Origin of the sequence: Staphylococcus sp. HMSC13A10 (assembly GCF_001808005.1) — a bacterium.
Lineage (GTDB): Bacteria > Bacillota > Bacilli > Staphylococcales > Staphylococcaceae > Staphylococcus > Staphylococcus pasteuri.
The window spans coordinates 153,334-178,308 of record NZ_KV791823.1 but is presented as its reverse complement, the minus strand read 5'-3'; the positions used below and the strand labels follow the sequence as shown (position 1 = coordinate 178,308).

At 32.3% G+C, this 24,975-nt stretch carries 23 protein-coding genes; 22 read left to right on the top strand and 1 reads right to left on the bottom strand.

Annotated features, from left to right (window positions below):
* The first annotated feature begins 32 nt into the window (after positions 1-32).
* From rimP to rny, 22 genes are all read left to right on the top strand, one after another.
* The gene (gene rimP / locus HMPREF3125_RS00865) at positions 33-500 is read left to right on the top strand and encodes a ribosome maturation factor RimP (RefSeq protein WP_017638370.1); all 468 of its coding nucleotides are present in this window, start codon (positions 33-35) and stop codon (positions 498-500) included.
* Between the two features lie 20 nt (positions 501-520).
* Positions 521-1,753 (top strand): transcription termination factor NusA, encoded by a 1,233-nt coding sequence (gene nusA / locus HMPREF3125_RS00860; protein ID WP_017638369.1) that lies wholly within the window; start codon positions 521-523, stop codon positions 1,751-1,753.
* Positions 1,754-1,772: 19 nt separating this feature from the next.
* The gene (gene rnpM / locus HMPREF3125_RS00855; protein WP_017638368.1) at positions 1,773-2,057 is read left to right on the top strand and encodes an RNase P modulator RnpM; all 285 of its coding nucleotides are present in this window, start codon (positions 1,773-1,775) and stop codon (positions 2,055-2,057) included.
* Positions 2,057-2,371: a L7Ae/L30e/S12e/Gadd45 family ribosomal protein gene (locus HMPREF3125_RS00850; RefSeq protein WP_017638367.1), complete on the top strand. Its 315-nt coding sequence runs from the start codon at positions 2,057-2,059 to the stop codon at positions 2,369-2,371. Before rnpM ends, HMPREF3125_RS00850 begins: the two co-directional genes overlap by 1 nt.
* 4 nt (positions 2,372-2,375) lie before the next feature.
* Complete coding sequence (gene infB / locus HMPREF3125_RS00845; protein WP_070451337.1) at positions 2,376-4,550, top strand: translation initiation factor IF-2; 2,175 nt, start codon at positions 2,376-2,378, stop codon at positions 4,548-4,550.
* Positions 4,551-4,681: 131 nt separating this feature from the next.
* On the top strand, positions 4,682-5,032 hold the full coding sequence (gene rbfA / locus HMPREF3125_RS00840) for a 30S ribosome-binding factor RbfA (RefSeq protein WP_017638365.1): 351 nt from the start codon (positions 4,682-4,684) through the stop codon (positions 5,030-5,032).
* A 163-nt stretch (positions 5,033-5,195) separates the two neighbouring features.
* Entirely contained in the window at positions 5,196-6,113 is a 918-nt protein-coding gene (gene truB, locus HMPREF3125_RS00835) for a tRNA pseudouridine(55) synthase TruB (RefSeq protein ID WP_029055439.1), read from the top strand.
* Between the two features lie 12 nt (positions 6,114-6,125).
* Positions 6,126-7,097 (top strand): riboflavin biosynthesis protein RibF, encoded by a 972-nt coding sequence (gene ribF / locus HMPREF3125_RS00830; RefSeq protein WP_029055438.1) that lies wholly within the window; start codon positions 6,126-6,128, stop codon positions 7,095-7,097.
* Positions 7,098-7,209: 112 nt separating this feature from the next.
* Positions 7,210-7,479 carry a 30S ribosomal protein S15 gene (gene rpsO / locus HMPREF3125_RS00825; protein WP_017638362.1) on the top strand — a complete coding sequence of 90 codons (270 nt, stop codon included), beginning with the start codon at positions 7,210-7,212 and terminating at the stop codon, positions 7,477-7,479.
* Between the two features lie 135 nt (positions 7,480-7,614).
* Positions 7,615-9,714 (top strand): polyribonucleotide nucleotidyltransferase, encoded by a 2,100-nt coding sequence (gene pnp, locus HMPREF3125_RS00820; protein WP_017638361.1) that lies wholly within the window; start codon positions 7,615-7,617, stop codon positions 9,712-9,714.
* A 173-nt stretch (positions 9,715-9,887) separates the two neighbouring features.
* Positions 9,888-11,561: a ribonuclease J2 gene (gene rnjB / locus HMPREF3125_RS00815; RefSeq protein ID WP_070451335.1), complete on the top strand. Its 1,674-nt coding sequence runs from the start codon at positions 9,888-9,890 to the stop codon at positions 11,559-11,561.
* Positions 11,562-11,815: 254 nt separating this feature from the next.
* Entirely contained in the window at positions 11,816-14,218 is a 2,403-nt protein-coding gene (locus HMPREF3125_RS00810) for a DNA translocase FtsK (protein ID WP_070451333.1), read from the top strand.
* Between the two features lie 2 nt (positions 14,219-14,220).
* On the top strand, positions 14,221-14,934 hold the full coding sequence (locus HMPREF3125_RS00805) for a GntR family transcriptional regulator (RefSeq protein WP_017638358.1): 714 nt from the start codon (positions 14,221-14,223) through the stop codon (positions 14,932-14,934).
* A 26-nt stretch (positions 14,935-14,960) separates the two neighbouring features.
* The gene (yfmF, locus tag HMPREF3125_RS00800) at positions 14,961-16,238 is read left to right on the top strand and encodes an EF-P 5-aminopentanol modification-associated protein YfmF (RefSeq protein WP_070451331.1); all 1,278 of its coding nucleotides are present in this window, start codon (positions 14,961-14,963) and stop codon (positions 16,236-16,238) included.
* Complete coding sequence (gene yfmH / locus HMPREF3125_RS00795; protein ID WP_070451329.1) at positions 16,238-17,524, top strand: EF-P 5-aminopentanol modification-associated protein YfmH; 1,287 nt, start codon at positions 16,238-16,240, stop codon at positions 17,522-17,524. Before yfmF ends, yfmH begins: the two co-directional genes overlap by 1 nt.
* Positions 17,524-18,228 (top strand): elongation factor P 5-aminopentanone reductase, encoded by a 705-nt coding sequence (gene ymfI, locus HMPREF3125_RS00790; protein WP_017638355.1) that lies wholly within the window; start codon positions 17,524-17,526, stop codon positions 18,226-18,228. The genes yfmH and ymfI overlap by 1 nt, the downstream gene beginning before the upstream one ends.
* Before the next feature lie 133 nt (positions 18,229-18,361).
* The gene (locus HMPREF3125_RS00785; RefSeq protein ID WP_017638354.1) at positions 18,362-19,198 is read left to right on the top strand and encodes a YmfK family protein; all 837 of its coding nucleotides are present in this window, start codon (positions 18,362-18,364) and stop codon (positions 19,196-19,198) included.
* Positions 19,199-19,217: 19 nt separating this feature from the next.
* Entirely contained in the window at positions 19,218-19,610 is a 393-nt protein-coding gene (locus HMPREF3125_RS00780) for a helix-turn-helix domain-containing protein (protein WP_017638353.1), read from the top strand.
* Positions 19,611-19,641: 31 nt separating this feature from the next.
* The gene (gene pgsA, locus HMPREF3125_RS00775; RefSeq protein WP_070451327.1) at positions 19,642-20,217 is read left to right on the top strand and encodes a CDP-diacylglycerol--glycerol-3-phosphate 3-phosphatidyltransferase; all 576 of its coding nucleotides are present in this window, start codon (positions 19,642-19,644) and stop codon (positions 20,215-20,217) included.
* Positions 20,218-20,382: 165 nt separating this feature from the next.
* Positions 20,383-21,528 (top strand): CinA family nicotinamide mononucleotide deamidase-related protein, encoded by a 1,146-nt coding sequence (locus HMPREF3125_RS00770; protein WP_070451326.1) that lies wholly within the window; start codon positions 20,383-20,385, stop codon positions 21,526-21,528.
* 172 nt (positions 21,529-21,700) lie between these two features.
* Positions 21,701-22,747, top strand: coding sequence for a recombinase RecA (recA, locus tag HMPREF3125_RS00765; protein WP_017638350.1), 1,047 nt, complete (start codon positions 21,701-21,703; stop codon positions 22,745-22,747).
* A gap of 260 nt (positions 22,748-23,007) precedes the next feature.
* The gene (rny, locus tag HMPREF3125_RS00760; RefSeq protein ID WP_070451323.1) at positions 23,008-24,567 is read left to right on the top strand and encodes a ribonuclease Y; all 1,560 of its coding nucleotides are present in this window, start codon (positions 23,008-23,010) and stop codon (positions 24,565-24,567) included.
* A gap of 139 nt (positions 24,568-24,706) precedes the next feature.
* Here the strand turns inward: rny and HMPREF3125_RS00755 are convergent, their stop codons facing one another.
* A complete protein-coding gene (locus HMPREF3125_RS00755) occupies positions 24,707-24,922 on the bottom strand; it encodes a hypothetical protein (RefSeq protein WP_017638348.1) in 216 nt (71 codons plus the stop codon).
* Positions 24,923-24,975 lie beyond the last annotated feature (53 nt).

The window sequence follows — 24,975 nt, the reverse complement described above, 5'->3', positions numbered from 1 at the left end:
CTCTTTTCTATTTGCCTAAAAGGGAGGCCTGTATGAGTAAAATAGCTGAACAAGTAGAACCTATTATTCAACCCGTATTAGATGACCTTAACTTTGAACTAGTTGAAATTGAGTATGTTAAAGAAGGTAAAGATCATTTTTTAAGAATTTCTATAGATAAAGATGGTGGCGTTGATTTAAATGATTGTACGTTAGCATCTGAAAAAATCAGCGAAGCAATGGATGAAAACGATCCTATACCTGAAATGTATTACCTTGATGTTGCTTCTCCAGGTGCTGAAAGACCTATTAAAAATGAAAAAGCACTTAAAGATGCAATTACACATCCTATCTTTGTATCACTTTATGCACCTATTGAAAAAGAAAAAGAATGGTTAGGTATTTTAAAAGATGTCAAAGAGGATATTATACTAATAGAAGTTAAAGAAAAATCTAAAACTAAAACGATAGAAATACCACGCAATAAAATTGCAAAAGCACGTCACGCAGTAATGCTTTAATGTGGTGAGGAGGAAAAATCGTGTCAAGTAATGAATTATTATTAGCTACTGAATATTTAGAAAAGGAAAAGAAAATTCCTAGAGAAGTTTTAATTGATGCAATTGAAGCAGCTTTAATTACAGCATATAAGAAAAACTATGATAGTGCTAGAAACGTGAGAGTAGAGTTAAACATGGATGAAGGTACTTTCAAAGTTATAGCAAGAAAAGAAGTTGTTGAAGAAGTATTCGATGACAGAGAAGAAGTGGATATTAGTACAGCATTAGTTAAAAATCCAGCATATGAAATTGGTGACATTTACGAAGAAGACGTAACACCTCAAGATTTCGGACGCGTAGGTGCTCAAGCTGCAAAACAGGCTGTTATGCAACGCTTAAGAGATGCTGAAAGAGAAATTCTTTATGATGAATTTATCGACAAAGAAGAAGACATTTTAACAGGTGTTATTGATCGTGTTGATCATAGATATGTATACGTAAATTTAGGCCGTATTGAAGCAGTATTATCTGAGGCTGAAAGAAGTCCTAATGAAAGTTACATTCCAAACGAACGAATCAAAGTATTTGTTAATAAAGTTGAACAGACAACTAAAGGACCTCAAATTTATGTTTCAAGAAGCCATCCAGGTTTACTAAAACGTTTATTTGAACAAGAAGTACCTGAAATCTTTGACGGTACAGTTATTGTTAAATCTGTTGCACGTGAAGCTGGCGATCGCTCTAAAATCAGTGTTTATTCTGAAAATCCTGATATCGATGCAGTTGGTGCATGTGTAGGTTCTAAAGGTGCACGTGTAGAAGCGGTTGTTGAAGAACTAGGTGGAGAAAAAATTGATATCGTTCAATGGAATGAAGACCCTAAAGTATTTGTAAGAAATGCATTAAGTCCATCACAAGTATTAGAAGTCATTGTTGATGAAGAAAATCAATCAACAGTTGTTGTCGTTCCAGATTATCAATTGTCATTAGCTATTGGTAAACGTGGTCAAAATGCACGTTTAGCTGCTAAACTGACTGGATGGAAAATTGATATCAAATCTGAAAGCGATGCACGTGAAGCGGGTATTTATCCTGTTATTGAAACTGAACCTATTGCGGACGAAGTAGTCAATACAGGTGACGAAGATGTTGAATTTGATGATGTGAATTTAGAAGAATCTAATTTAACAACTGCAGAATTAGCTGCTGAGACAGATGAAGAATTAGAAGAAACAGATGACGTTTCTGTTGAAGATAAAGATACAGAAAAATAGGTTGGAGTGATGATGTAACATGAAAAAGAAAAAAATTCCAATGCGTAAATGTATCATATCGAATGAAATGCATCCTAAAAAAGATATGATTAGAGTTGTGATCAATAAAGAAGGCGAAATTTTTGCTGACGCTACTGGTAAGAAACAAGGACGAGGTGCTTATGTTTCTAAAGATGTACAATTAGTAGAAAATGCACAACAAAAAGAAGTTTTAGAAAAATATTTTAAAGCTTCAAAAGAACAATTAGAACCTGTTTATAAAGAGGTTATTCGTTTAATTTATAGAGAAGAGATTCCAAAATAATGAATGAGAAGATATTTAATTTTTTAGGGCTTGCAATGAGAGCGGGCAAAGTGAAAACGGGTGAATCAGTTATTGTCAATGATATGCAAAAAGGCAATATTAAATTAGTTATATTAGCTAATGATGCTTCTCCTAACACTATGAAATTAATACAAAATAAAACTTCGAGTTATAAAGTGCCATTAAGGGTATTTGGAACTAGAGAAGAGTTAGGGATAGCTATTGGTAAAGGTGAGAGGGTAAACGTAGGTTTAACTGATCAAGGTTTTGCCAAAAAATTGCTATCTATGATAGATGAATATCGTGAGGAGTGATTATATGAGTAAACAAAGAATTTACGAATATGCGAAAGAATTAAATCTAAAGAGTAAAGAGATTATAGATGAATTAAAGAGTATGAACGTTGAAGTGTCAAATCACATGCAAGCTTTAGAAGACGACCAAATTAAAGCTTTAGACAAAAAGTTCAAGCCAGAACAAAGCAAAGAAAACACTAAAAATACTCAAAATAATCACAAAAAATCTGAAAACAAACAACAAAACAATCAGAAACAAAATAATAATAAATCAAATAATCAAAGTGGTCAGAATAAAAACAACAAAGGTAAACAACAAAACAACCAAAATAATCAAAATAACAACAATAATAAGAAAAATAATAAGAATAACAAAAATAATAAAAACAATAAAAAGAACAACCAAAAACAAAACAACCAACAACAAGCAGAACCTAAAGAAATGCCATCAAAAATTACGTACCAAGAAGGTATTACAGTTGGCGAATTAGCTGATAAGTTAAATGTTGAATCTTCAGGTATTGTTAAAAAATTATTCTTATTAGGTATTGTTGCAAATATTAATCAATCATTAGATCAAGAGACATTAGAGTTAATTGCAGATGACTATGGTGTTGAAATCGAAGAAGAAGTTGTTATTGAAGAAGAAGACTTATCAATTTATTTCGATGATGAATCAGAAGATCCAGATGCAATTGAGCGTCCAGCAGTAGTGACAATCATGGGACACGTTGACCACGGTAAAACAACATTACTAGACTCAATTCGTCACACTAAAGTAACAGCAGGTGAAGCTGGCGGTATCACTCAACATATTGGTGCTTATCAAATTGAAAATGAAGGTAAAAAAATCACTTTCCTTGATACACCAGGACACGCAGCTTTCACTACTATGCGTGCACGTGGTGCTCAAGTGACAGATATTACAATTTTAGTAGTAGCTGCTGATGATGGTGTTATGCCTCAAACTATTGAAGCAATTAACCATGCGAAAGAAGCCAATGTTCCAACAATTGTAGCAGTTAATAAAATTGACAAACCAACATCAAATCCAGACCGTGTTATGCAAGAATTAACAGAATATGGTTTAATTCCTGAAGACTGGGGTGGCGATACTATCATTGTACCACTTTCAGCTTTAAGCGGTGATGGTATCGATAATTTATTAGAAATGATTGGTTTAGTAGCAGAAGTACAAGAATTAAAAGCTAACCCAGAAAAACAAGCTGTAGGTACAGTAATTGAAGCAGAATTAGATAAATCACGTGGTCCAGCTGCATCACTATTAGTACAAAACGGTACATTACACCAAGGTGATTCTATCGTAGTTGGTAATACGTATGGACGTATTCGTGCTATGGTAAATGATTTAGGACAACGTATTAAAACTGCTGGTCCATCAACTCCAGTTGAAATTACTGGTATTAACGATGTACCTCAAGCAGGCGATCGCTTTGTAGTATTTAAAGACGAAAAACAAGCTCGTCGTATTGGTGAAGCACGTCATGAAGAAAGTGTTATCCAACAACGTCAAGAAAGTAAAAATGTTACTTTAGATAACTTGTTTGAACAAATGAAACAAGGTGAAATGAAAGACTTAAACGTGATTATTAAAGGTGACGTTCAAGGTTCTGTTGAAGCATTAGCTGCATCATTAATGAAAATTGATGTTGAAGGTGTAAACGTACGTATCATTCACACTGCTGTAGGTGCGATTAATGAATCAGACGTAACATTAGCCAATGCATCAAATGGTATTATCATCGGATTTAACGTTCGTCCTGATTCAGGAGCAAAACGTGCTGCTGAAGCTGATAATGTAGATATGCGTTTACATCGCGTTATCTATAACGTTATCGAAGAAATTGAATCAGCAATGAAAGGTTTACTTGATCCTGAATTTGAAGAACAAGTGATTGGACAAGCAGAAGTACGTCAAACATTTAAAGTATCTAAAGTTGGTACAATTGCAGGTAGTTATGTTACTGACGGTAAGATTACACGTAATGCAGGTGTACGTGTTATCCGTGATGGTATCGTACAATTTGAAGGTGAATTAGATACACTAAAACGTTTTAAAGACGATGCTAAAGAAGTTGCTCAAGGTTATGAATGTGGTATTACAATTGAAAAATACAATGACCTAAAAGAAGGCGACATTATTGAAGCGTTTGAAATGGTTGAAATTAAAAGATAATTTATACTAATGATTTATTCGAGGTTGAGACTGGCGACACTTTTTGAAACAACGTTAAGTTTCTGAAAAGAAAATTGCCTTGATCTCACCTCTTATTTTAACTAAAGAAAAATTTAGAAAGGGTGACAAAGATGAGCAATATGAGAGCAGAACGTGTTGGCGAACAAATGAAAAAAGAAATCATGGATATCGTTAACAATAAAGTGAAAGACCCACGTGTTGGTTTTATCACAATTACTGATGTTGAATTAACAAATGATTTATCTCAAGGAAAAGTTTATTTAACAGTTTTAGGCGATAAAAAAGAAGTCGACAACACATTTAAAGCATTAGAAAAAGCTAAAGGCTTTATCAAATCTGAGCTTGGATCACGTATGAGATTACGTATCATTCCAGAATTATCATTTGAATATGATGAATCCATTGAATACGGAAATAAAATCGAACGAATGATTCAAGATTTACACAAACAAGATAAATAAATATAGTATGACAACACTTAGCCTGGGAAACTTTTTTCTCAGGCTAAATACATATAAAATGACTGAATAGATTTTAATTATCTATCAAACAAATCATATTACTAATTAGTAGTGGTATAATAGCCAGGGATATTAATATTGATAATTAAAAAGGTGTGAAACCATGTATAACGGTATATTACCAGTATTTAAAGAAAGAGGCTTAACTAGCCATGATGTAGTATTTAAGTTAAGAAAAATACTTAATACTAAAAAAATAGGTCATACTGGAACATTAGATCCTGAAGTATCAGGCGTATTGCCTATTTGTGTAGGACCGGCTACTCGTGTAAGCGATTATGTTATGGAGATGGGGAAAGCATATGAAGCAACAGTAACCATTGGAAGAAGTACAACTACAGAAGACCAGACAGGAGAAACAGTTGAACATAAATCAATTACTGAAACTGATTTGACTGAACAACAAGTAGATCATGTTATTAAACAATTCGAAGGTACAATTGAACAGATTCCACCTATGTACTCATCCGTTAAAGTTAACGGCAAAAGATTATATGAATATGCACGTAATAATGAAACGGTTGAAAGACCAATAAGACAAGCCACTATAAAAATTATTAAACGTACATCACCATTACGTTTTGATGGGGAAGAATGTCACTTTGATATAGCAGTTAGTTGTGGTAAAGGAACATATATACGAACACTAGCTACTGATATAGGTGCTAAACTAGGGTATCCTGCTCATATGTCATTATTAACTCGTATTGAATCTGGAGGCTTTAATTTAGAACAAAGTTTGTCATTAGAAGATATTAAAAATTTGCATGAGCATGATTCGTTACAAGATAAATTGTTTCCTATAGAATATGGTTTGAAAGGTTTACCACAACAAATGGTTACAGATGATCAAATCAAACAACGCATCCTAAACGGACAAAAATTTTATAAAAAGCAGTTCGAAAACATTAATGATGATCAATTTGTATTTGTAGATAATGCATCACAAAAAGTGTTGGCTATATATATCATACATCCAGATAAACCAGGAGAATTAAAACCTAAAAAAGTATTTAATTAAAGGAGATTTATTATGAAAGTGATAGAAATTACCCATCCAATTCAAGAAAATCAAAGAATAAATGAAAACGTTGCGATGGCGTTTGGTTTCTTTGATGGTATGCATAAAGGGCACGATAAAGTTTTTCAAACTTTAGATGAACAAGCGCAATCACACGGATTGAAAAAAGCAGTTATGACCTTTGATCCGCATCCATCAGTTGTGTTAAATCCAGAACGTAAAAGAACAACTTATTTAACACCACTTTCTGATAAAATTGACATGATTGAAGCACATGGTGTTGATTACTGTATTGTCATCAATTTTTCATCTAGATTTGCTAATGTTACTTCTGAAGAATTTATAGAAGAATATATTATTAAAAATAATGTTAAAGAAGTTATTGCAGGATTTGATTTTACATTTGGAAAATTCGGTAAAGGTAACATGTCAGTGTTAAATGAGGTAGAAGACTTTAACACTACTATAGTTGGTAGACAAGAACTAGGCGAAGAAAAAATATCAACGACTGCTATTAGAGAAGCATTGCAAAATGGAGAACTACAAAAAGCCAATGAAGAATTGGGTTACTTATATAAAATCAAAGGTACTGTAGTTCAAGGTGAAAAACGAGGCCGTACTATTGGTTTTCCAACTGCAAATGTTCATCCTAGCGATGATTACTTATTACCAAAAAAAGGTGTATACGCTGTAAGTATGGAAATCGGAGCAGAACAAAAGCTGTTCCGTGGAGTTGCTAATGTAGGTGTTAAACCAACTTTCCATGACCCAGCTAAAGCCGAAGTAGTTATCGAAGTAAATATTTTCGATTTCGATGAAAATATTTACGGTGAACGTGTAGTTGTTTATTGGCATCATTTCTTAAGACCGGAAATAAAATTTGATGGTATAGATCCATTGGTTGAACAAATGAATGATGATAAAGCGCGTGCAAAATATTTATTATCAGTTGATTTCGGTGATGATGTATCATATAATATATAAAGTTGATTAAAACGAGTTGATTCGTTTTAACCACAACCTTTTTCTTAGTAGGTCGAGACTCCGACGCCTAACTCGGATAAAGGTGTATATACAATAAAGGAGGAAATTGATAATGGCAATTTCACAAGAACGTAAAAATGAATTAATTAAAGAATACCGTACTCACGAAGCAGACACTGGATCTCCAGAAGTACAAATCGCTGTCTTAACTGCTGAAATCTCAGCTTTAAACGAGCATTTACGTGAGCACAAAAAAGACCACCATTCACGTCGTGGATTATTAAAAATGGTAGGTCGTCGTAGACATTTATTAAACTACTTACGTGGTAAAGATATTCAACGTTACCGTGAATTAATTAAATCATTAGGTATCCGTCGTTAATCTTAATAATAAATTAGGAAAGCACCATTTGATTGGTACTTTCCTTTTTTTATTCTCTAACAAATAAGAACTAATATAAATTGAAAGTAATAAGTGATATGATATAAGTAATAGAATTTAGAGAGGAGATTCATAATGTCTCAAGAGAAGAAAGTTTTTAAAACTGAATGGGCTGGCAGATCATTAACAATTGAAACAGGACAGTTAGCCAAACAAGCTAATGGTGCTGTTTTAGTTCGTTATGGTGATACAGTTGTATTATCAACTGCAACTGCTTCTAAAGAGCCACGTGATGGTGACTTTTTCCCATTAACAGTTAATTATGAAGAAAAAATGTATGCTGCAGGTAAAATTCCTGGAGGATTTAAAAAGAGAGAAGGACGTCCAGGTGATGATGCAACTTTAACTGCACGTTTAATTGATAGACCAATTCGTCCATTATTCCCTAAAGGTTACAAACATGATGTGCAAATTATGAACATTGTACTTAGTGCAGACCCAGATTGCTCACCTGAAATGGCTGCAATGATAGGTTCATCTATGGCATTAAGTGTTTCTGATATTCCATTCCAAGGACCAATCGCTGGTGTAAATGTGGGTTATGTTGACGGAAAATATGTTATCAATCCAACTGTTGCAGAGAAAGAAGTATCACGTTTAGACCTAGAAGTTGCAGGTCATAAAGACGCTGTTAACATGGTTGAAGCGGGTGCTAGCGAAATTACTGAAAGCGAAATGCTTGAGGCAATCTTCTTTGGTCATGATGAAATTAAACGCTTAGTTGCATTCCAACAAGAAATTATTGACCATATTCAACCTGAAAAACAAGAATTTATTCCAATTGAAAGAGATGAAGCACTTGTTGAAAAGGTTAAATCTTTAACAGAAGAAAAAGGTTTAAAAGACACTGTATTAACATTTGATAAACAACAACGTGACATTAATTTAGATGCATTAAAAGAAGACATTGTTGCTGAATTTATCGATGAAGAAGATCCTGATAATGAAACTTTAATTAAAGAAGTTTATGCAATCTTAAATGATTTGGTTAAAGAAGAAGTAAGACGTTTAATCGCAGACGAAAAAATTCGTCCTGATGGTCGTAAACCTGATGAAATTCGTCCATTAGAATCTGAAGTTGGTCTTTTACCTAGAGCACATGGATCTGGTTTATTCACTCGTGGACAAACACAAGCATTGTCAGTATTAACATTAGGTGCTTTAGGAGATTATCAATTAATTGATGGCCTAGGACCAGAAGAAGAAAAACGTTTTATGCATCACTATAATTTCCCTAACTTCTCAGTTGGTGAAACGGGTCCAGTAAGAGCACCAGGACGTCGTGAAATTGGTCACGGTGCATTAGGTGAAAGAGCACTTAAGCACATCATACCTGATACTTCAGATTTCCCTTATACAGTAAGAATCGTAAGTGAAGTATTAGAATCTAATGGTTCATCTTCACAAGCGTCTATTTGTGGTTCAACATTAGCTTTAATGGATGCAGGTGTGCCAATTAAAGCACCAGTTGCCGGTATCGCTATGGGACTTGTTACTCGTGAAGATAGTTATACTATTTTAACGGATATTCAAGGTATGGAAGATGCTTTAGGTGACATGGACTTTAAAGTTGCAGGTACTAAAGAAGGTATTACTGCTATCCAAATGGACATTAAAATTGACGGTTTAACTCGTGAAGTGATTGAAGAAGCTTTAGAACAAGCGCGTCAAGGTCGTTTAGCTATTATGGATCATATGTTACAAACTATTGATCAACCTAGAAATGAACTAAGTGCCTATGCACCTAAAGTTGTTACAATGAATATTAACCCATCAAAAATTAGAGATGTCATTGGACCAGGCGGTAAAAAAATCAATGAAATTATTGATGAAACAGGCGTTAAACTTGATATCGAACAAGACGGTCAAATATTTATTGGTGCAGTAGATCAAGAAATGATTAATCGTGCACGTGAAATAATTGAAGAAATTACTCGTGAAGCTGAAGTTGGTCAAGTATACAATGCTAAAGTTAAACGTATTGAAAAATACGGCGCTTTCGTTGAATTATTCCCAGGTAAAGATGCGTTATTACACATCTCACAAATTTCTACTGAACGTATTAATAAAGTAGAAGACGTGTTGAAAATTGGAGACACAATTGAAGTTAAAGTAACTGAAATTGACAAACAAGGTCGTGTCAACGCTTCACATAAAGCTATAAACGAAAAATAATATTGTTTAAATGATTGGAATCTTTATAAAGGGTTCCAATCTTTTTATATTTCGCTAACCTTTTATATTAAAGCAGTGATGACATTGATTAATAGTGTACATCAAGCCCATTTTAACTTATAATAAATGGTGAGTTTATATATGGACGGGGATAAAATATAGGAGGTAACATTTTGAGTTTAATAAAGAAAAAAAATAAAGACATTCGCATCATACCACTTGGTGGTGTAGGAGAAATTGCGAAAAATATGTATATCGTTGAAGTAGACGATGAGATGTTTATGCTTGATGCTGGTTTAATGTTTCCAGAAGATGAAATGTTAGGCGTAGATATCGTAATTCCAGACATTCAATATGTCATTGAAAATAAAGAAAAATTAAAAGGCATTTTCCTAACACATGGACATGAACATGCAATGGGTGCCGTAAGTTATATATTAGAACAAGTTGATGCTCCTGTTTACGGGTCTAAATTAACAATTGCCCTTGTTAAAGAGAGTATGAAATCACGTAATATTAATAAAAAAGTTCGTTACTATTCAGTTAACCATGAATCAGTTATGCGTTTTAAAAATGTGAATATTAGTTTCTTTAGTACATCACATAGTATCCCCGATAGTTTAGGTATCTGTATTCACACATCTTATGGTTCAATTGTATACACAGGTGAATTCAAATTTGATCAAAGTTTAAGTGGACAATACTCACCAGACTTTAAACGTATGGCTGAAATTGGAGAAGAAGGAGTCTTTGCTTTAATCAGTGACTCTACTGAAGCTGAAAAACCAGGATACAATACACCTGAAAACGTGATTGAACATCACATGTACGATGCATTTGCTAAAGTAAATGGACGTCTTATTGTATCATGCTATGCTTCAAACTTTATAAGAATACAACAAGTATTAAATATTGCGAGCCAATTAAATCGTAAAGTATCTTTCTTAGGACGTTCACTAGAAAGTTCATTTAATATTGCACGTAAAATGGGTTATTTTGATATTCCGAAAGATTTACTTATTCCAATTAGCGAAGTTGAAAATTATCCTAAAAATGAAGTCATTATTATTGCAACAGGTATGCAAGGTGAACCTGTAGAAGCATTAAGTCAAATGGCTCAACAAAAACATAAAATTATTAACATCGAAAAAGGTGATTCAGTATTTTTAGCAATTACAGCATCAGCTAATATGGAAGTTATTATCGCTAATACATTAAATGAATTAGTACGTGCAGGTGCACATATTATTCCTAATAATAAAAAGATTCATGCATCAAGTCATGGATGTATGGAAGAACTAAAAATGATGATTAATATTATGAAACCAGAATACTTTATACCTGTTCAAGGTGAATTTAAAATGCAAATTGCGCATGCTAAATTAGCAGCTGAAGCAGGTGTTGCACCTGAAAAGATTTTCCTTGTTGAAAAAGGTGATGTTATTAATTATGACGGTACAAATATGGTATTAAATGAAAAAGTACCTTCAGGTAATATATTAATCGATGGTATCGGCGTCGGTGATGTAGGTAATATTGTATTAAGAGATCGCCATTTATTAGCTGAAGACGGAATCTTTATTGCAGTAGTTACACTTGATCCTAAAAATCGCAGAATTGCAGCGGGACCTGAAATACAATCAAGAGGTTTTGTTTACGTTAGAGAAAGCGAAGACTTATTAAAAGAAGCTGAAGAAAAAGTACGTGAAATCGTTGAAGCAGGATTACAAGAAAAACGTATTGAATGGTCAGATATTAAACAAAATATGAGAGACAAAATTAGCAAATTACTTTTCGAAAGTACTAAACGTCGTCCAATGATTATTCCAGTCATTTCAGAAATATAATCATTATAAATATAATTTAAAGAGGTTGGGACATACTCACATTGTTTTTAGTCATTTGAAATATATGACTTTGAACTTCAATAGACTATTGTAAGTATAAGGAATGATTCGAATACATTCTTTATTTTACGAAATGTTTCTATTATGAGTGTAAGTGTCCTTGCCTCTTTCATCTTATTAAAAAAGCCTTAAATTATTGGCACAAAAGTTATTTATTATACATATGAAAGATTATAAAAAGAAGGTGTACCAATTTGCCACAAGCAAAGAAAAAATCGCCGACAAAGAAAAAAACAAATACAACTAGAAAGAAAACAACCACAAAGAAAAAGCAAACTGAGAGTCCATTAAGATATATTATTGCTATCGTTGTGGTTATTTTAATCATTTTAGGTGCTTTTCAATTAGGCATCATAGGACGAATGATTGATAGTTTCTTTAATTATTTTGTCGGAATGAGTCGATATTTAACATATATTTTAATTTTATTAGCAACAGGTTTTATCACATATTCTAAGAAAATACCTAAAACAAGAAGAACAGTAGGTTCAATTACATTACAATTTGCATTACTATTTATAGCTCAGCTATATTATCACTTTAGTAAAGGTATCGTTTCTGAAAGAGAACCAGTATTGTCTTATGTTTATAAATCATATGAACATAATCATTTTCCAAATTTTGGTGGCGGATTGATTGGCTATTATTTACTAGAAATTTGTATTCCGCTCATTTCTATTGTCGGTGTTATCATTATTACGATTTTACTTTTAGCATCAAGCATTATTTTGCTATTAAACTTAAGACATCGTGATGTATCTAAAAAAATATTAGAAGGTATAAAAACTACTACAGTATCAGCTTCTCAAAATTTAAAAGAAAACCGACAAAATAATAAATCTAAAAAAGAAGAAAAAGCCAAAAATAAAGCAGAAAGAATCGAAAAGCGCCATCGTTCACAAGAAAATGATGTAGTTAAAGACGTTACAGATTTACCAGAAGTACAACAAGACAGTGATATACCTATATATGGTCATAGTGATTCTGAGAAAGAGACAGTACAACCAAAACGTAAAAAACGATTATTTGATCATGAAGCAAATGACAATACACCAAGCAATAAAGAACAACAGACGAATAATGATCGTTCTGAAATAGAACATCAAACTCAATCAACAAATAATGAAAATGATGATAGCCAAAATGAAAATTCTATTTCTGAAGCTGGAGAAGAAATGAATGTTTCTTATGTAGTACCGCCATTATCATTATTAAAGCAACCAGCTCAGAAACAATCAACGTCAAAAGCAGAAGTTAAACGTAAAGGTCAAGTTTTAGAATCTACAATGAAAAACTTCGGTGTTGATGCAAAAGTTACTCAAATTAAAATCGGACCAGCCGTTACACAATATGAAGTTCAACCAGCACAAGGAGTGAAAGTAAATAAAATCGTTAATTTGCATAATGATATTGCTTTAGCTTTAGCTGCAAAGGATGTACGTATTGAAGCACCTATACCAGGACGTTCAGCTGTAGGTATTGAAGTGCCAAATGATAAGATCTCTTTAGTTGCATTGAAAGAAGTATTAGAAGAAAAATTCCCTTCTAATGATAAATTAGAAGTCGGATTGGGTAGAGATATCTCAGGAGATCCAATTACTATTCAATTAAACGAAATGCCCCATTTATTAGTTGCGGGTTCTACCGGAAGTGGTAAGTCTGTTTGCATTAATGGAATAATTACTAGTTTGTTATTAAATGCTAAGCCACATGAAGTTAAACTTATGTTGATTGATCCTAAAATGGTAGAATTAAATGTGTACAATGGTATTCCGCATTTATTAATACCAGTTGTAACTAACCCACATAAAGCGGCACAAGCTTTAGAAAAGATTGTAGCGGAAATGGAAAGACGTTATGATTTATTCCAACATTCTTCTACAAGAAATATAGAAGGATATAATCAATATATTAGAAATCAAAATAAAGAATTAGATGAAAAACAAGCAGAATTACCTTATATTGTTGTAATTGTAGATGAATTAGCTGATTTAATGATGGTTGCTGGTAAAGAAGTAGAAAATGCTATTCAACGTATCACCCAAATGGCACGTGCAGCAGGTATTCATTTAATTGTTGCTACACAAAGACCGTCCGTAGATGTTATTACTGGTATAATTAAAAATAATATTCCATCAAGAATTGCCTTTGCTGTAAGTTCACAAACAGACTCAAGAACGATTATAGGTTCTGGAGGAGCTGAAAAATTACTAGGTAAAGGTGATATGCTATACGTTGGAAATGGTGATTCAACTAAAACAAGAATACAGGGTGCATTCTTAAGTGACCAAGAAGTACAGGATGTAGTCAACTATGTAGTGGAACAACAACAAGCTAATTATGTTAAAGAAATGGAACCTGATGCACCAGTAGATAAGTCAGAAATGAAAAGTGAAGATGCGTTATATGATGAAGCCTACTTATTTGTTATAGAAAAACAAAAAGCAAGTACATCTTTATTACAAAGACAGTTTAGAATTGGGTATAACCGAGCATCAAGACTCATGGATGATCTTGAGAGAAATCAAGTTATAGGTCCTCAAAAGGGAAGTAAACCAAGACAAATTTTAGTTGATATTGATAAAGATGAGGTGTAATTATGTCGGAAATGAATGCTAAATATAGAGTAAAACAATACATTTTAAATAAAATTAAATCTGGAGAGTTAGAGTATGGAAGTAAATTACCAAGTAATTTATCAATTGCTCGTGAACTTCAAATAAAAACAGATGATGTTTATGATGGGATAAATGAACTTATCACTGAACAAGTGATAGTTGATAATTTTGAAGAGGGTACAAGTGTGAAATCACTGCCCCCTTTCTTTTATCCCTTAAATGAATTGATTAGTATAACTGAAATGATTAAAAGTGCTGGTTTTAAATCTGGGACTGAATATTTAAATTTTGATGAACAACCAGCAACCATTTTAGATGCTAAACGTTTAGGAATTGGCGAAAAACAACCAGTTACTATTATAGAAAGATTAAAAACTGCCAATCACCAACCGGTTGTGTATTGTTTAGATAAAATTGCGAAGGACTATTTAACATGTACGGGTTACCAAGAAAGTAATGGTTCAATGTTAAATGCAATTAAAGATGCAACAGGTCATATAGTAACTTATGCAGAAACTGATTTAGAAGCGGTTAATTATGAACCTCATATATCAGAATTACTTAATGCCTCACCACATGAAGGATTAATGTTACTCAAAGTAACACATTATGATGAAGAAAAGAATCCGATTTTATATTCTTTAAATTATATGAAAAGTAGTTTAGTGAAATTTAGAATTACAAAAGAAAAATAATGATAAAGTCATTGGAGGTAAAGTAGTTGCATAAAGAAAAGCAAAATAATAAAAATAGACATATTCATGTGATGCCAACTGAAAAATTTAAAACTACAACGATAACATTTAAATTTATGGCACCACTTGATTATGAAACAATTACTGAACGATCAGTGCTTAGTAAAGTATTAGTAAGAGCTTCTCAAAAGTGGCAAGACGATAAGGCTTTGAATCGTCGATTGTCTGAACTTTATGGCGCTTATGTGAATAGTTTTGTTTCTAAATTTAAAGATAAACATGTTATTACAATTTCCCTTGAAATCGTAAATGAACGCTATCTCAAAGACCAAACCCCATTATTTGAACAAGGGTTAGATTTATTAAATGAATTAATATGGAATCCATTAATACATAATCAACAATTTGACGAAAAATTTGTTAAACAAGAAAAATCACTACTTAGTAAAAAAATAGAAGCTATGATTGATAATAAAGCGCAATATTCATTCTTAAAATTGTTAGAAAATATGTTTGAAAATGAAGCTTATCAATATTTAGCAACAGGTCAAATTGAACAAATATCTAAAGTGACTCCAAATTCCTTATATAATACATATCAATCAATGATTCAAAATGATTATTGTGCTGTTTATGTTGTAGGTAATGTTAATCAACAACAAGTTATTGACCAAATCAATACTAAATTTAATATTGAGCCATTTATTTTTGAGACAACTTCAAATGATAATAAACAATTAGAAAATGCTAGCAACATACCGAATCCAATTGTTGAGACTGATGATGTTGATCAAGCAAAGCTAAATTTAGGATATCGTTTCCCAACGCATTATGGTAAAAATAATTACTATGCTTTTATAGTGTTTAATATTATGTTTGGCGGAGATCCTTCATCTGTACTATTTAACGAGGTACGTGAAAGACAAAGTTTAGCTTATTCTATTCATTCACAAATTGATGGTAAAAATGGTTATCTATTTGTGCTTAGTGGTGTATCAGCAGATAAATATGAAGTTGCTAAACAAACAATTTTAGAAGAGTTCGCTAAATTTAAAAAAGGTGAATTTGAAGAAGGTAAAATTGAATTAGCTAAAAAAATCATTACGTCCCAAAGACACGAATCTACAGATAGACCCAAAAGTATTATAGAAATATTACATAATCAGATTCTGTTAGATGAACCACAAACTGACGAAGACTTTTTGAATAACATAAATCAAGTTACTAAGAAAGATATCGTAGATCTTGTAAATGAAGCAGTTTTAGATTCGATTTATGTATTAACGAAAGGGGGAAATGAGTAGTGAAACAACATTACTATGAGGTCATAGATGAAAAAGTTTATGAACATGAATTACAAAATGGCTTACGTTTATTTGTCATTCCTAAACCTGGATTTCAAAAAACATTTGTAACGTATACTACTCAATTTGGCTCACTAGATAGTCGTTTTAAACCTCTTGGCCAGAATGAATTTGTGACAGTCCCTGATGGCGTAGCACATTTTTTAGAACATAAATTGTTTGAAAAAGAAGAGGAAGATTTATTTACTGCTTTTGCTGAAGAAAATGCACAAGCGAATGCATTTACAAGTTTTGATCGTACAAGTTACTTATTTAGTGCTACTGATCACTTAGAAAATAATATTAAACGATTATTGACTATGGTTGAGACGCCTTATTTTACAAAAGAAACTGTAGATAAAGAAAAAGGTATTATTGCAGAAGAAATCAAAATGTATCAAGAACAACCTGGCTATAAATTAATGTTTAATACATTAAGAGCGATGTATACAAATCATCCAATTAGAGTGGATATTGCGGGTAGTGTTGAAAGTATTTATGACATTACTAAAGATGACTTATATTTATGTTATGAAACATTCTACCACCCATCTAATATGGTACTTTTTGTTGTAGGTGACGTAGATCCAGAATATATTGTTGATATTGTAGAGGAACATGAAAATCAGCGAGATAAAACAAATCAACCTGAAATCGAACGTGCTAAAATTGATGAACCTCAATCTGTGAATCAACATTTTGTAACTGAAGAAATGAAACTACAATCCCCTAAATTGATGCTTGGATTTAAAAATCAACCATTAGAAGAATCTCCTGAAAAATATGTACAACGTGATTTAGAAATGACATTTTTCTATGAACTTATTTTTGGAGAAGAGACTGAATTTTATCAAGAATTACTTAATAATGATTTAATTGATGAAACATTTGGATATCAATTTGTTTTAGAACCGACGTATAGTTTTTCTATAATTACAAGTGCCACAACTAATCCAGATCAATTAAAACAATTGCTTTTAAATCAATTGAAACAAAATCAAGGTAATCTCTCAGATATTGAAGCTTTTGAATTACTGAAAAAACAATTTATCGGCGAATTTATTTCGAGTCTTAATTCTCCTGAGTACATTGCGAATCAATACGCAAAGCTATACTTTGAAGGAGTTAGTGTCTTTGATATGTTAGATATTGTTGAAAATATTACGCTTGAAAGTGTCAACGAGACATCACAACTATATTTAAATTTAGATGAAATCGTTGATAGTCGCTTGGAGATTAAACCATAATGAGAGCTCTAGTATTAGGTGGTTCAGGTTCAATAGGAACAGCAATTGTTGAACAATTATTAATTGATGGATATGAAGTCGATCTACAATTTAACACGTCCGATGAGACCCAATTAAAGGCACAGTATCAAAATAAAAAAGTTAATTTAATTCAATGCGATTTATCAGGTAATGTTAATTTAGACCATTTATTTGGGCATATTCAGCAACTTGATTGTATTATTTATGCTGCAGGAAATGCATTATACGGTATGCTTCAAGACATGACTGATGAACAAATTGACATGACTTATCAGATTCACGTCCACCAACTCATCAGAATAAGTCGTTATTTTGTAGATACATTGAGACAAAGTGAAAATGGAAGAATCATTGTTATTTCTTCAATTTGGGGAGAAACTGGTGCGAGTATGGAAACAATTTATGCGACAATGAAAAGTGCTCAGCTAGGGTTCGTAAAATCATTAAGTCAAGAATTATCACAAACATCAGTGACTGTTAATGCAATTACGCCAGGTTTTGTATCAGGTAATATGAGTGACAAATGGTCTGAAGATGAACTCAACCAAATTTTAGATGAACTTCCTCAACACCGTATGATTGCACCTAATGAAATAGCTTATGCTTGTTCATATTTATATCATCCTATGGCTAAAAGTATTACTGGCACCATTCAAAAAGTTAACGGTGGTTGGTATTTGTAATAACTACTTGTAAGCTCCAAATTTTTGCATGAACTTTGTAGTACATGATATTGAATTCGATGTTATAATGTGAGTATTATTAATCAAAGTATAGTCTATTTTATAGTTGTGTTTAAACAAGGGGTGGATTCTCGTGTCAGTGGCTGAGAGAAGAAAAGAATGGTATCTAGAATACGAAATTACAATGAATCGTGCTGGTTTGCTAGGAGACGTTTCGAGTTTATTAGGGATGTTAGGCATTAGTATCGTTACTATTAATGGCGTTGATCAAGGTAAACGTGGATTATTAATTAAAACTGATAAATTAGAAAAATTTCAACGATTCGAACAAATCGTTAAAGAAATTAATGAAATCGATATAACTAAATTACGTGTACCTGAATTGCGAGACAGATTAGCTGTTAGACACGGTCGTTATATCGAACAGGATGCCGATGATAAAAAGACATTTCGTTTTGAACGTGAAGATTTAGGTTTACTTGTTGACTTCTTAGCAGAATTATTCAAAGAAGAAGGACATAAATTAATCGGAATTCGTGGTATGCCACGAGTTGGTAAAACGGAATCAATCGTTGCAGGTAGTGTTTGTGCCCATAAACGATGGTTATTTATCAGCTCAACATTAATTAAACAAACAGTTAGAAGTTCATTAATTAAAGGCGAATATGATTCGAACCATGTTTATATTATAGACGGAGCAGTTACAGCTCGAGAATCTAATACGAAACACCAAGATTTAGTTAGAGAGATAATGACACTTCCTTCAGTGAAAGTAGTGGAGCATCCAGATTTATTTGTTGAATCATGTGACTATAGCATGGATGATTTTGACTATATTATTGAATTACGTGAAAATAAAGATCAGGAAATTCAATATGAAGAAATGAAGAAACAAACAGCTCAAACTAAAAGTAAAAATAATTTAGATTTTGGTGATCCATTTGGTGGAGGATTTGGATTTTTTGAATAGGATTTAAGGAGGCATATTTTTGAAAACGATAGGCGAAGTATTAAAAGGTAGACGTGAAAGATTAGGAATGACTCTTAATGAATTGGAGCAACGAACGCAACTTAAACGTCATACACTAGAACAAATAGAAAACAATGAATTTAATCAATTACCTAATAGTAATTATGCTGAAGGTTTCATTCGAAAGTATGCCAATGTTGTTAATATTGAACCCAACCAACTAATCCAAGCACATCAAGATGAAATACCCCAACATCATATTCAATTAGACGACATGATAACTTCGTTCGCTAATAAAGAAGCGCCTCCTTATCGAAGTAAATCTATGGAACCATTGCAAGTTGCAGCTATTATTGTTTTAGTTACATTAGTAACATTAGCTTTATGGATTTTAGCAGTATTATTATTTTAAAGAAAAATGTATTAAGAAATGAGGTTGAAAAATGAATATACCGAATCAGATTACGGTATTCAGAGTTATACTTATACCAGTGTTTATCTTATTTGCTTTAGTTAATTTTGGTTTTGGGAAAATGTCATTTTTAGGCGGATATGATATAAAAATAGAACTATTTATCGGAGCAATTATTTTCCTTATTGCATCATTAAGTGATTTTGCCGATGGATATTTAGCACGTAAATGGCAGTTAGTAACTAATATGGGTAAATTTTTAGATCCTTTAGCTGATAAATTATTAGTTGCTAGTGCATTGATTGTATTAGTTCAATTAGATTTAACTAACTCTGTTGTAGCAATTATAATAATTGCACGAGAATTTGCAGTTACAGGTCTTAGATTACTACAAATTGAACAAGGCTTTGTAAGTGCTGCAGGGCAACTAGGTAAAATTAAAACTGCAGTAACAATGGTTGCTATTATTTGGATTTTATTAGGTGATCCATTAGCAACTTGGATTGGTTTCCCAATTGGACAAGTTTTATTATATATCGGTGTATTCTTTACAATTCTTTCTGGTATTGAATACTTCTACAAAGGCAGAGATGTATTTAAACATTAAATAATTAACGAGTTGAAATGGTATCGTTTCAACTCGTTTTTTTATATTTTACAACAGATTCAGTATCTTGTTTGATGTGGAATCCTCATTCTTAGATTTTACTATTATAAACGTTTATAATAGTGATATTGAATACATTCGAGAATTAAAGGGGAGTAATGTGTTATGAATATTTCGATTATAGCTGTTGGATCAGAACTACTGTTAGGACAAATTGCAAATACTAATGGACAATATTTGTCTAAATTATTTAATGGTGTTGGAAAAAATGTTGTAGAACATACAGTTATTGGTGACAACCCAGAGCGTTTAGAATATATTATTCGTCAAGGTTTAGAACGTTTTGACATGCTTGTTCTGACAGGCGGCTTAGGACCTACAAAAGATGACTTAACGAAACATACAGTCGCAAAAGTTTTAAACAAAGATTTAGTTACTGATGAAGCCTCATTAGATTATATTAAAAGTTATTTTGAAGACCAAGGTCAAGAAATGACACCTAATAATAAACAGCAAGCATTAGTAATAGAAGATTCAATTGTTCTTCCTAATAGAAATGGAATGGCACCAGGTATGTTAGTTGAAAATGAAGGTAAAAAGGTAGTATTATTACCCGGACCGCCAAAAGAAATGAAACCTATGGCTAAAAATGAATTACTACCATATATTCTTGATGATGATAAAGTTATTTTTTCAGAACAACTTAAATTTGCTGGCATTGGCGAATCTAAAGTAGAAACAATCTTAATGGATTTAATTGATAAGCAAACAAATCCTACTATTGCGCCACTAGCTGGTTCTCATGAAGTATATATCAGATTAACAGCAAATGCTGAAACCCAACAGCAATGTCGAGATTTAATTCAACCAATAAAAGAAGAAGTATTAAATCGCATTGGCGAATATTATTATGGTTCAGACGATACAACATTAGAAGCGGCTGTAATGAATCACATGAATAGTACATTTTCAATTTATGATGGTGTTACCAATGGAGCATTATATACACGTCTAAAAAATGAAGATACAGAAGATCAATTAAAAGGCGCATTACCAGATTCACCACAATTTGTTGATCATGAACTAGATATAAATGAACAATTATATATGACTGCTAAATATGTAAAAGATTTATTTAAAACAGAGAAGGGTATTACTTTATTGCATAATGAAAAAGATGTTTATTTGGGTATCCTCAATGATGATAAATTAGATATTGAATCATTTAAAATGTCTCAAAATAGAAATTTATTACGAAGCAGAAGTCAAAATTATGCATTAATAAAATTATTAAAATGGCTAGAACAATAAAATTATATTAGTTTCTGTACTATTTTATAGTACGTTTGTTCGTTTTTGTTTGTGTGTTTTATAAAATAACACGAACAAATATTCGCAAATCGCTTGTAATTTTATTTAAAAGCTTGTATAGTATGAATTAAGATATTAAACAGAAAACATTCCCAATTTAGGAGGTCTCGCTTTGGATAACGAACGTCAAAAAGCTCTAGATACAGTAATAAAAAATATGGAAAAATCATTTGGTAAAGGTGCAGTAATGAAATTAGGCGATAATAAAGGCCGTAGAGTTTCAAGTACATCAAGTGGTTCAGTTACGTTAGATAACGCATTAGGAGTAGGTGGCTATCCTAAAGGAAGAATTATTGAGATATATGGTCCAGAAAGTTCTGGTAAAACAACAGTAGCATTACATGCTATTGCTGAAACACAAAAAAATGGCGGCGTTGCAGCATTTATTGATGCCGAACATGCTTTAGATCCTGTATACGCACAAGCATTAGGTGTGGATATTGATAATTTATATCTTTCACAACCTGACCACGGGGAACAAGGCCTTGAAATTGCAGAAGCTTTTGTTCGTAGTGGTGCAGTAGATATCGTTGTAGTCGATTCAGTAGCTGCATTAACACCTAAAGCTGAAATTGAAGGTGAAATGGGAGACACACACGTTGGTTTACAAGCTAGATTGATGTCACAAGCGTTACGTAAATTATCTGGTGCTATTTCTAAATCTAACACTACAGCTATTTTCATTAACCAAATTCGTGAAAAAGTTGGTGTTATGTTTGGTAACCCAGAAACAACTCCTGGTGGTAGAGCGTTAAAATTCTATAGCTCTGTTCGATTAGAAGTTCGTCGTGCTGAACAATTAAAACAAGGACAAGAAATTGTTGGTAATAGAACTAAGATTAAAGTAGTTAAAAATAAAGTTGCGCCACCATTTAGAGTTGCAGAAGTTGATATCATGTATGGTCAAGGTATCTCTAAAGAAGGAGAACTTATTGATCTTGGTGTTGAAAATGAAATTGTAGATAAATCAGGTGCATGGTATTCATACAATGGAGATAGAATGGGACAAGGTAAAGAAAATGTTAAATCCTACCTTAAAGAAAACCCACAAATTAAAGAAGAAATTGACCAAAAATTACGTCAAAAACTTGGAATTTTTGATGGTGACGTAGAAGAAAAAGAAGAAGAGGCGCCAAAGTCTTTATTTGATGAAGAATAAAATAAATTGGATTTTTCAAAAGCAGTTTCTATAGATATTATATAGAAACTGCTTTTTATTTATCATTAACTGAAATAAATCAAAATAACATTTTGTAAAATAACAACTCAATTTCTTTATAATACTTATAAGTTAGCATTGATATCTTGACACTTCTGAGTGTAAAACCGTACAATTAGTATGTATGATTCTTATATAATTTCATATAATCATATTGATTTTGATATACAGAGCAAACCCTAGATAAAGGAGGTGTTTATGTGAATTTATTAGGCCTCCTACTCATTTTGCTGGGTATAATTCTAGGCGTTGTTGTAGGGTATGTTGTTGCCCGAAATTTATTGCATCAAAAGCAGGTTCAGGCTAGACAGACAGCCGATGATATTGTCAATCAAGCGCACAAAGAAGCCGACAACACTAAGAAAGAAAAATTGCTTGAGGCAAAAGAAGAAAATCAAATTTTACGAGAACAAACTGAAAATGAACTACGTGAAAGACGTGGTGAATTACAAAGACAAGAAACCCGACTTCTTCAAAAAGAAGAGAACTTAGAGCGTAAATCTGATTTATTAGATAAAAAAGATGAGATTTTAGAGCAAAAAGAATCAAAAATTGAAGAAAGACAACAACAAGTAGACGCAAAAGAGAGTAGTGTTCAAACATTAATAATGAAGCATGAACAAGAATTAGAACGCATCTCCGGTCTCACTCAAGAAGAAGCTGTAAATGAGCAACTTCAACGAGTAGAAGAAGAACTGTCACAAGATATTGCTATACTTGTTAAGGAAAAAGAAAGAGAAGCTAAAGAAAAAGTTGATAAAACAGCAAAAGAATTGCTAGCTACTACAGTACAAAGGTTAGCAGCAGATCATACAACTGAATCAACTGTATCAGTTGTAAACTTGCCAAATGATGAAATGAAAGGTCGAATAATCGGACGTGAAGGACGAAATATTCGTACACTTGAAACACTTACGGGCATCGATTTAATTATCGATGACACTCCAGAAGCTGTCATTTTATCTGGTTTTGACCCTATTAGACGAGAAATCGCTAGAACAGCATTAGTTAACTTAGTTTCTGATGGAAGAATTCATCCTGGTCGTATTGAAGATATGGTCGAAAAAGCTAGAAAAGAAGTAGACGATATTATTAGAGAAGCCGGTGAACAAGCTACATTCGAAATCAATGTTCATAACATGCATCCTGACTTAGTTAAAATACTTGGAAGTTTAAATTATCGTACAAGTTATGGACAAAATGTGCTTAAACATTCTATCGAAGTAGCACATTTATCAGGAATGTTAGCAGCAGAACTAGGTGAAGATGTTACGTTAGCGAAACGTGCTGGATTACTTCATGATGTTGGTAAAGCCATCGATCACGAAGTTGAAGGTAGTCACGTTGAAATAGGTGTTGAATTAGCTAAAAAATATGGTGAAAATGAAACAATTATTAATGCTATTCATTCCCATCATGGTGATGTTGAACCAACATCAATTATCTCGATTTTAGTTGCAGCAGCTGACGCATTATCAGCCGCTCGTCCTGGCGCTCGAAAAGAGACATTAGAAAATTACATTCGTCGATTAGAGCGTTTAGAAACACTTTCAGAAAGTTATGATGGTGTTGAAAAAGCATTCGCAATTCAAGCAGGTAGAGAAATTCGTGTAGTAGTTTCACCTGAAGAAATAGATGATTTAAAATCATACCGATTGGCTAGAGATATTAAAACTCAAATTGAGGACGAATTACAATATCCAGGTCATATCAAAGTGACAGTTGTTCGAGAGACTAGAGCAGTAGAATATGCTAAATAAGTTAAACCCCTAATTACTCATTGTGTAGTTAGGGGTTTAATTATTATCAAAATTTGTGATTATATAAAAAAACTGACGATTGATGTTAAATAAATCAATCGTCAGATATTTGTATAATCATAATGTTGTATTAAAAATTTTACTTCAATTGTAAATCTGTTTTCTTCAATTCTTGAATAATTTCAGCTGTGTCATAGCAATTAGTAGCGATATTAGCGTATCTTTCTGCTAAACGGTATGCATTGATATATAATTTTAAACTTTCTTTAGCAATATCTTCTGCATCTTCTGATTTAGATGGGTTAGAACTTACTACTAATTCTGCAAACTTTTCAGGATCGATATTAATAGACATTTATTATTTACAACTCCTAAATATTTTATAAACATATACTAACATAATATATG

Excerpts from the sequence above, each read along its gene's own strand:
- rimP (WP_017638370.1), top strand. The coding sequence starts at position 33 with ATGAGTAAAATAGCTGAACAAGTAGAACCTATTATTCAACCCGTATTA.
- rnpM (WP_017638368.1), top strand. The coding sequence starts at position 1,773 with ATGAAAAAGAAAAAAATTCCAATGCGTAAATGTATCATATCGAATGAA.
- HMPREF3125_RS00850 (WP_017638367.1), top strand. The coding sequence starts at position 2,057 with ATGAATGAGAAGATATTTAATTTTTTAGGGCTTGCAATGAGAGCGGGC.
- infB (WP_070451337.1), top strand. The coding sequence starts at position 2,376 with ATGAGTAAACAAAGAATTTACGAATATGCGAAAGAATTAAATCTAAAG.
- rbfA (WP_017638365.1), top strand. The coding sequence starts at position 4,682 with ATGAGCAATATGAGAGCAGAACGTGTTGGCGAACAAATGAAAAAAGAA.
- truB (WP_029055439.1), top strand. The coding sequence starts at position 5,196 with ATGTATAACGGTATATTACCAGTATTTAAAGAAAGAGGCTTAACTAGC.
- ribF (WP_029055438.1), top strand. The coding sequence starts at position 6,126 with ATGAAAGTGATAGAAATTACCCATCCAATTCAAGAAAATCAAAGAATA.
- rpsO (WP_017638362.1), top strand. The coding sequence starts at position 7,210 with ATGGCAATTTCACAAGAACGTAAAAATGAATTAATTAAAGAATACCGT.
- pnp (WP_017638361.1), top strand. The coding sequence starts at position 7,615 with ATGTCTCAAGAGAAGAAAGTTTTTAAAACTGAATGGGCTGGCAGATCA.
- HMPREF3125_RS00805 (WP_017638358.1), top strand. The coding sequence starts at position 14,221 with ATGTCGGAAATGAATGCTAAATATAGAGTAAAACAATACATTTTAAAT.
- ymfI (WP_017638355.1), top strand. The coding sequence starts at position 17,524 with ATGAGAGCTCTAGTATTAGGTGGTTCAGGTTCAATAGGAACAGCAATT.
- pgsA (WP_070451327.1), top strand. The coding sequence starts at position 19,642 with ATGAATATACCGAATCAGATTACGGTATTCAGAGTTATACTTATACCA.
- HMPREF3125_RS00770 (WP_070451326.1), top strand. The coding sequence starts at position 20,383 with ATGAATATTTCGATTATAGCTGTTGGATCAGAACTACTGTTAGGACAA.
- HMPREF3125_RS00755 (WP_017638348.1), bottom strand. The coding sequence starts at position 24,922 with ATGTCTATTAATATCGATCCTGAAAAGTTTGCAGAATTAGTAGTAAGT.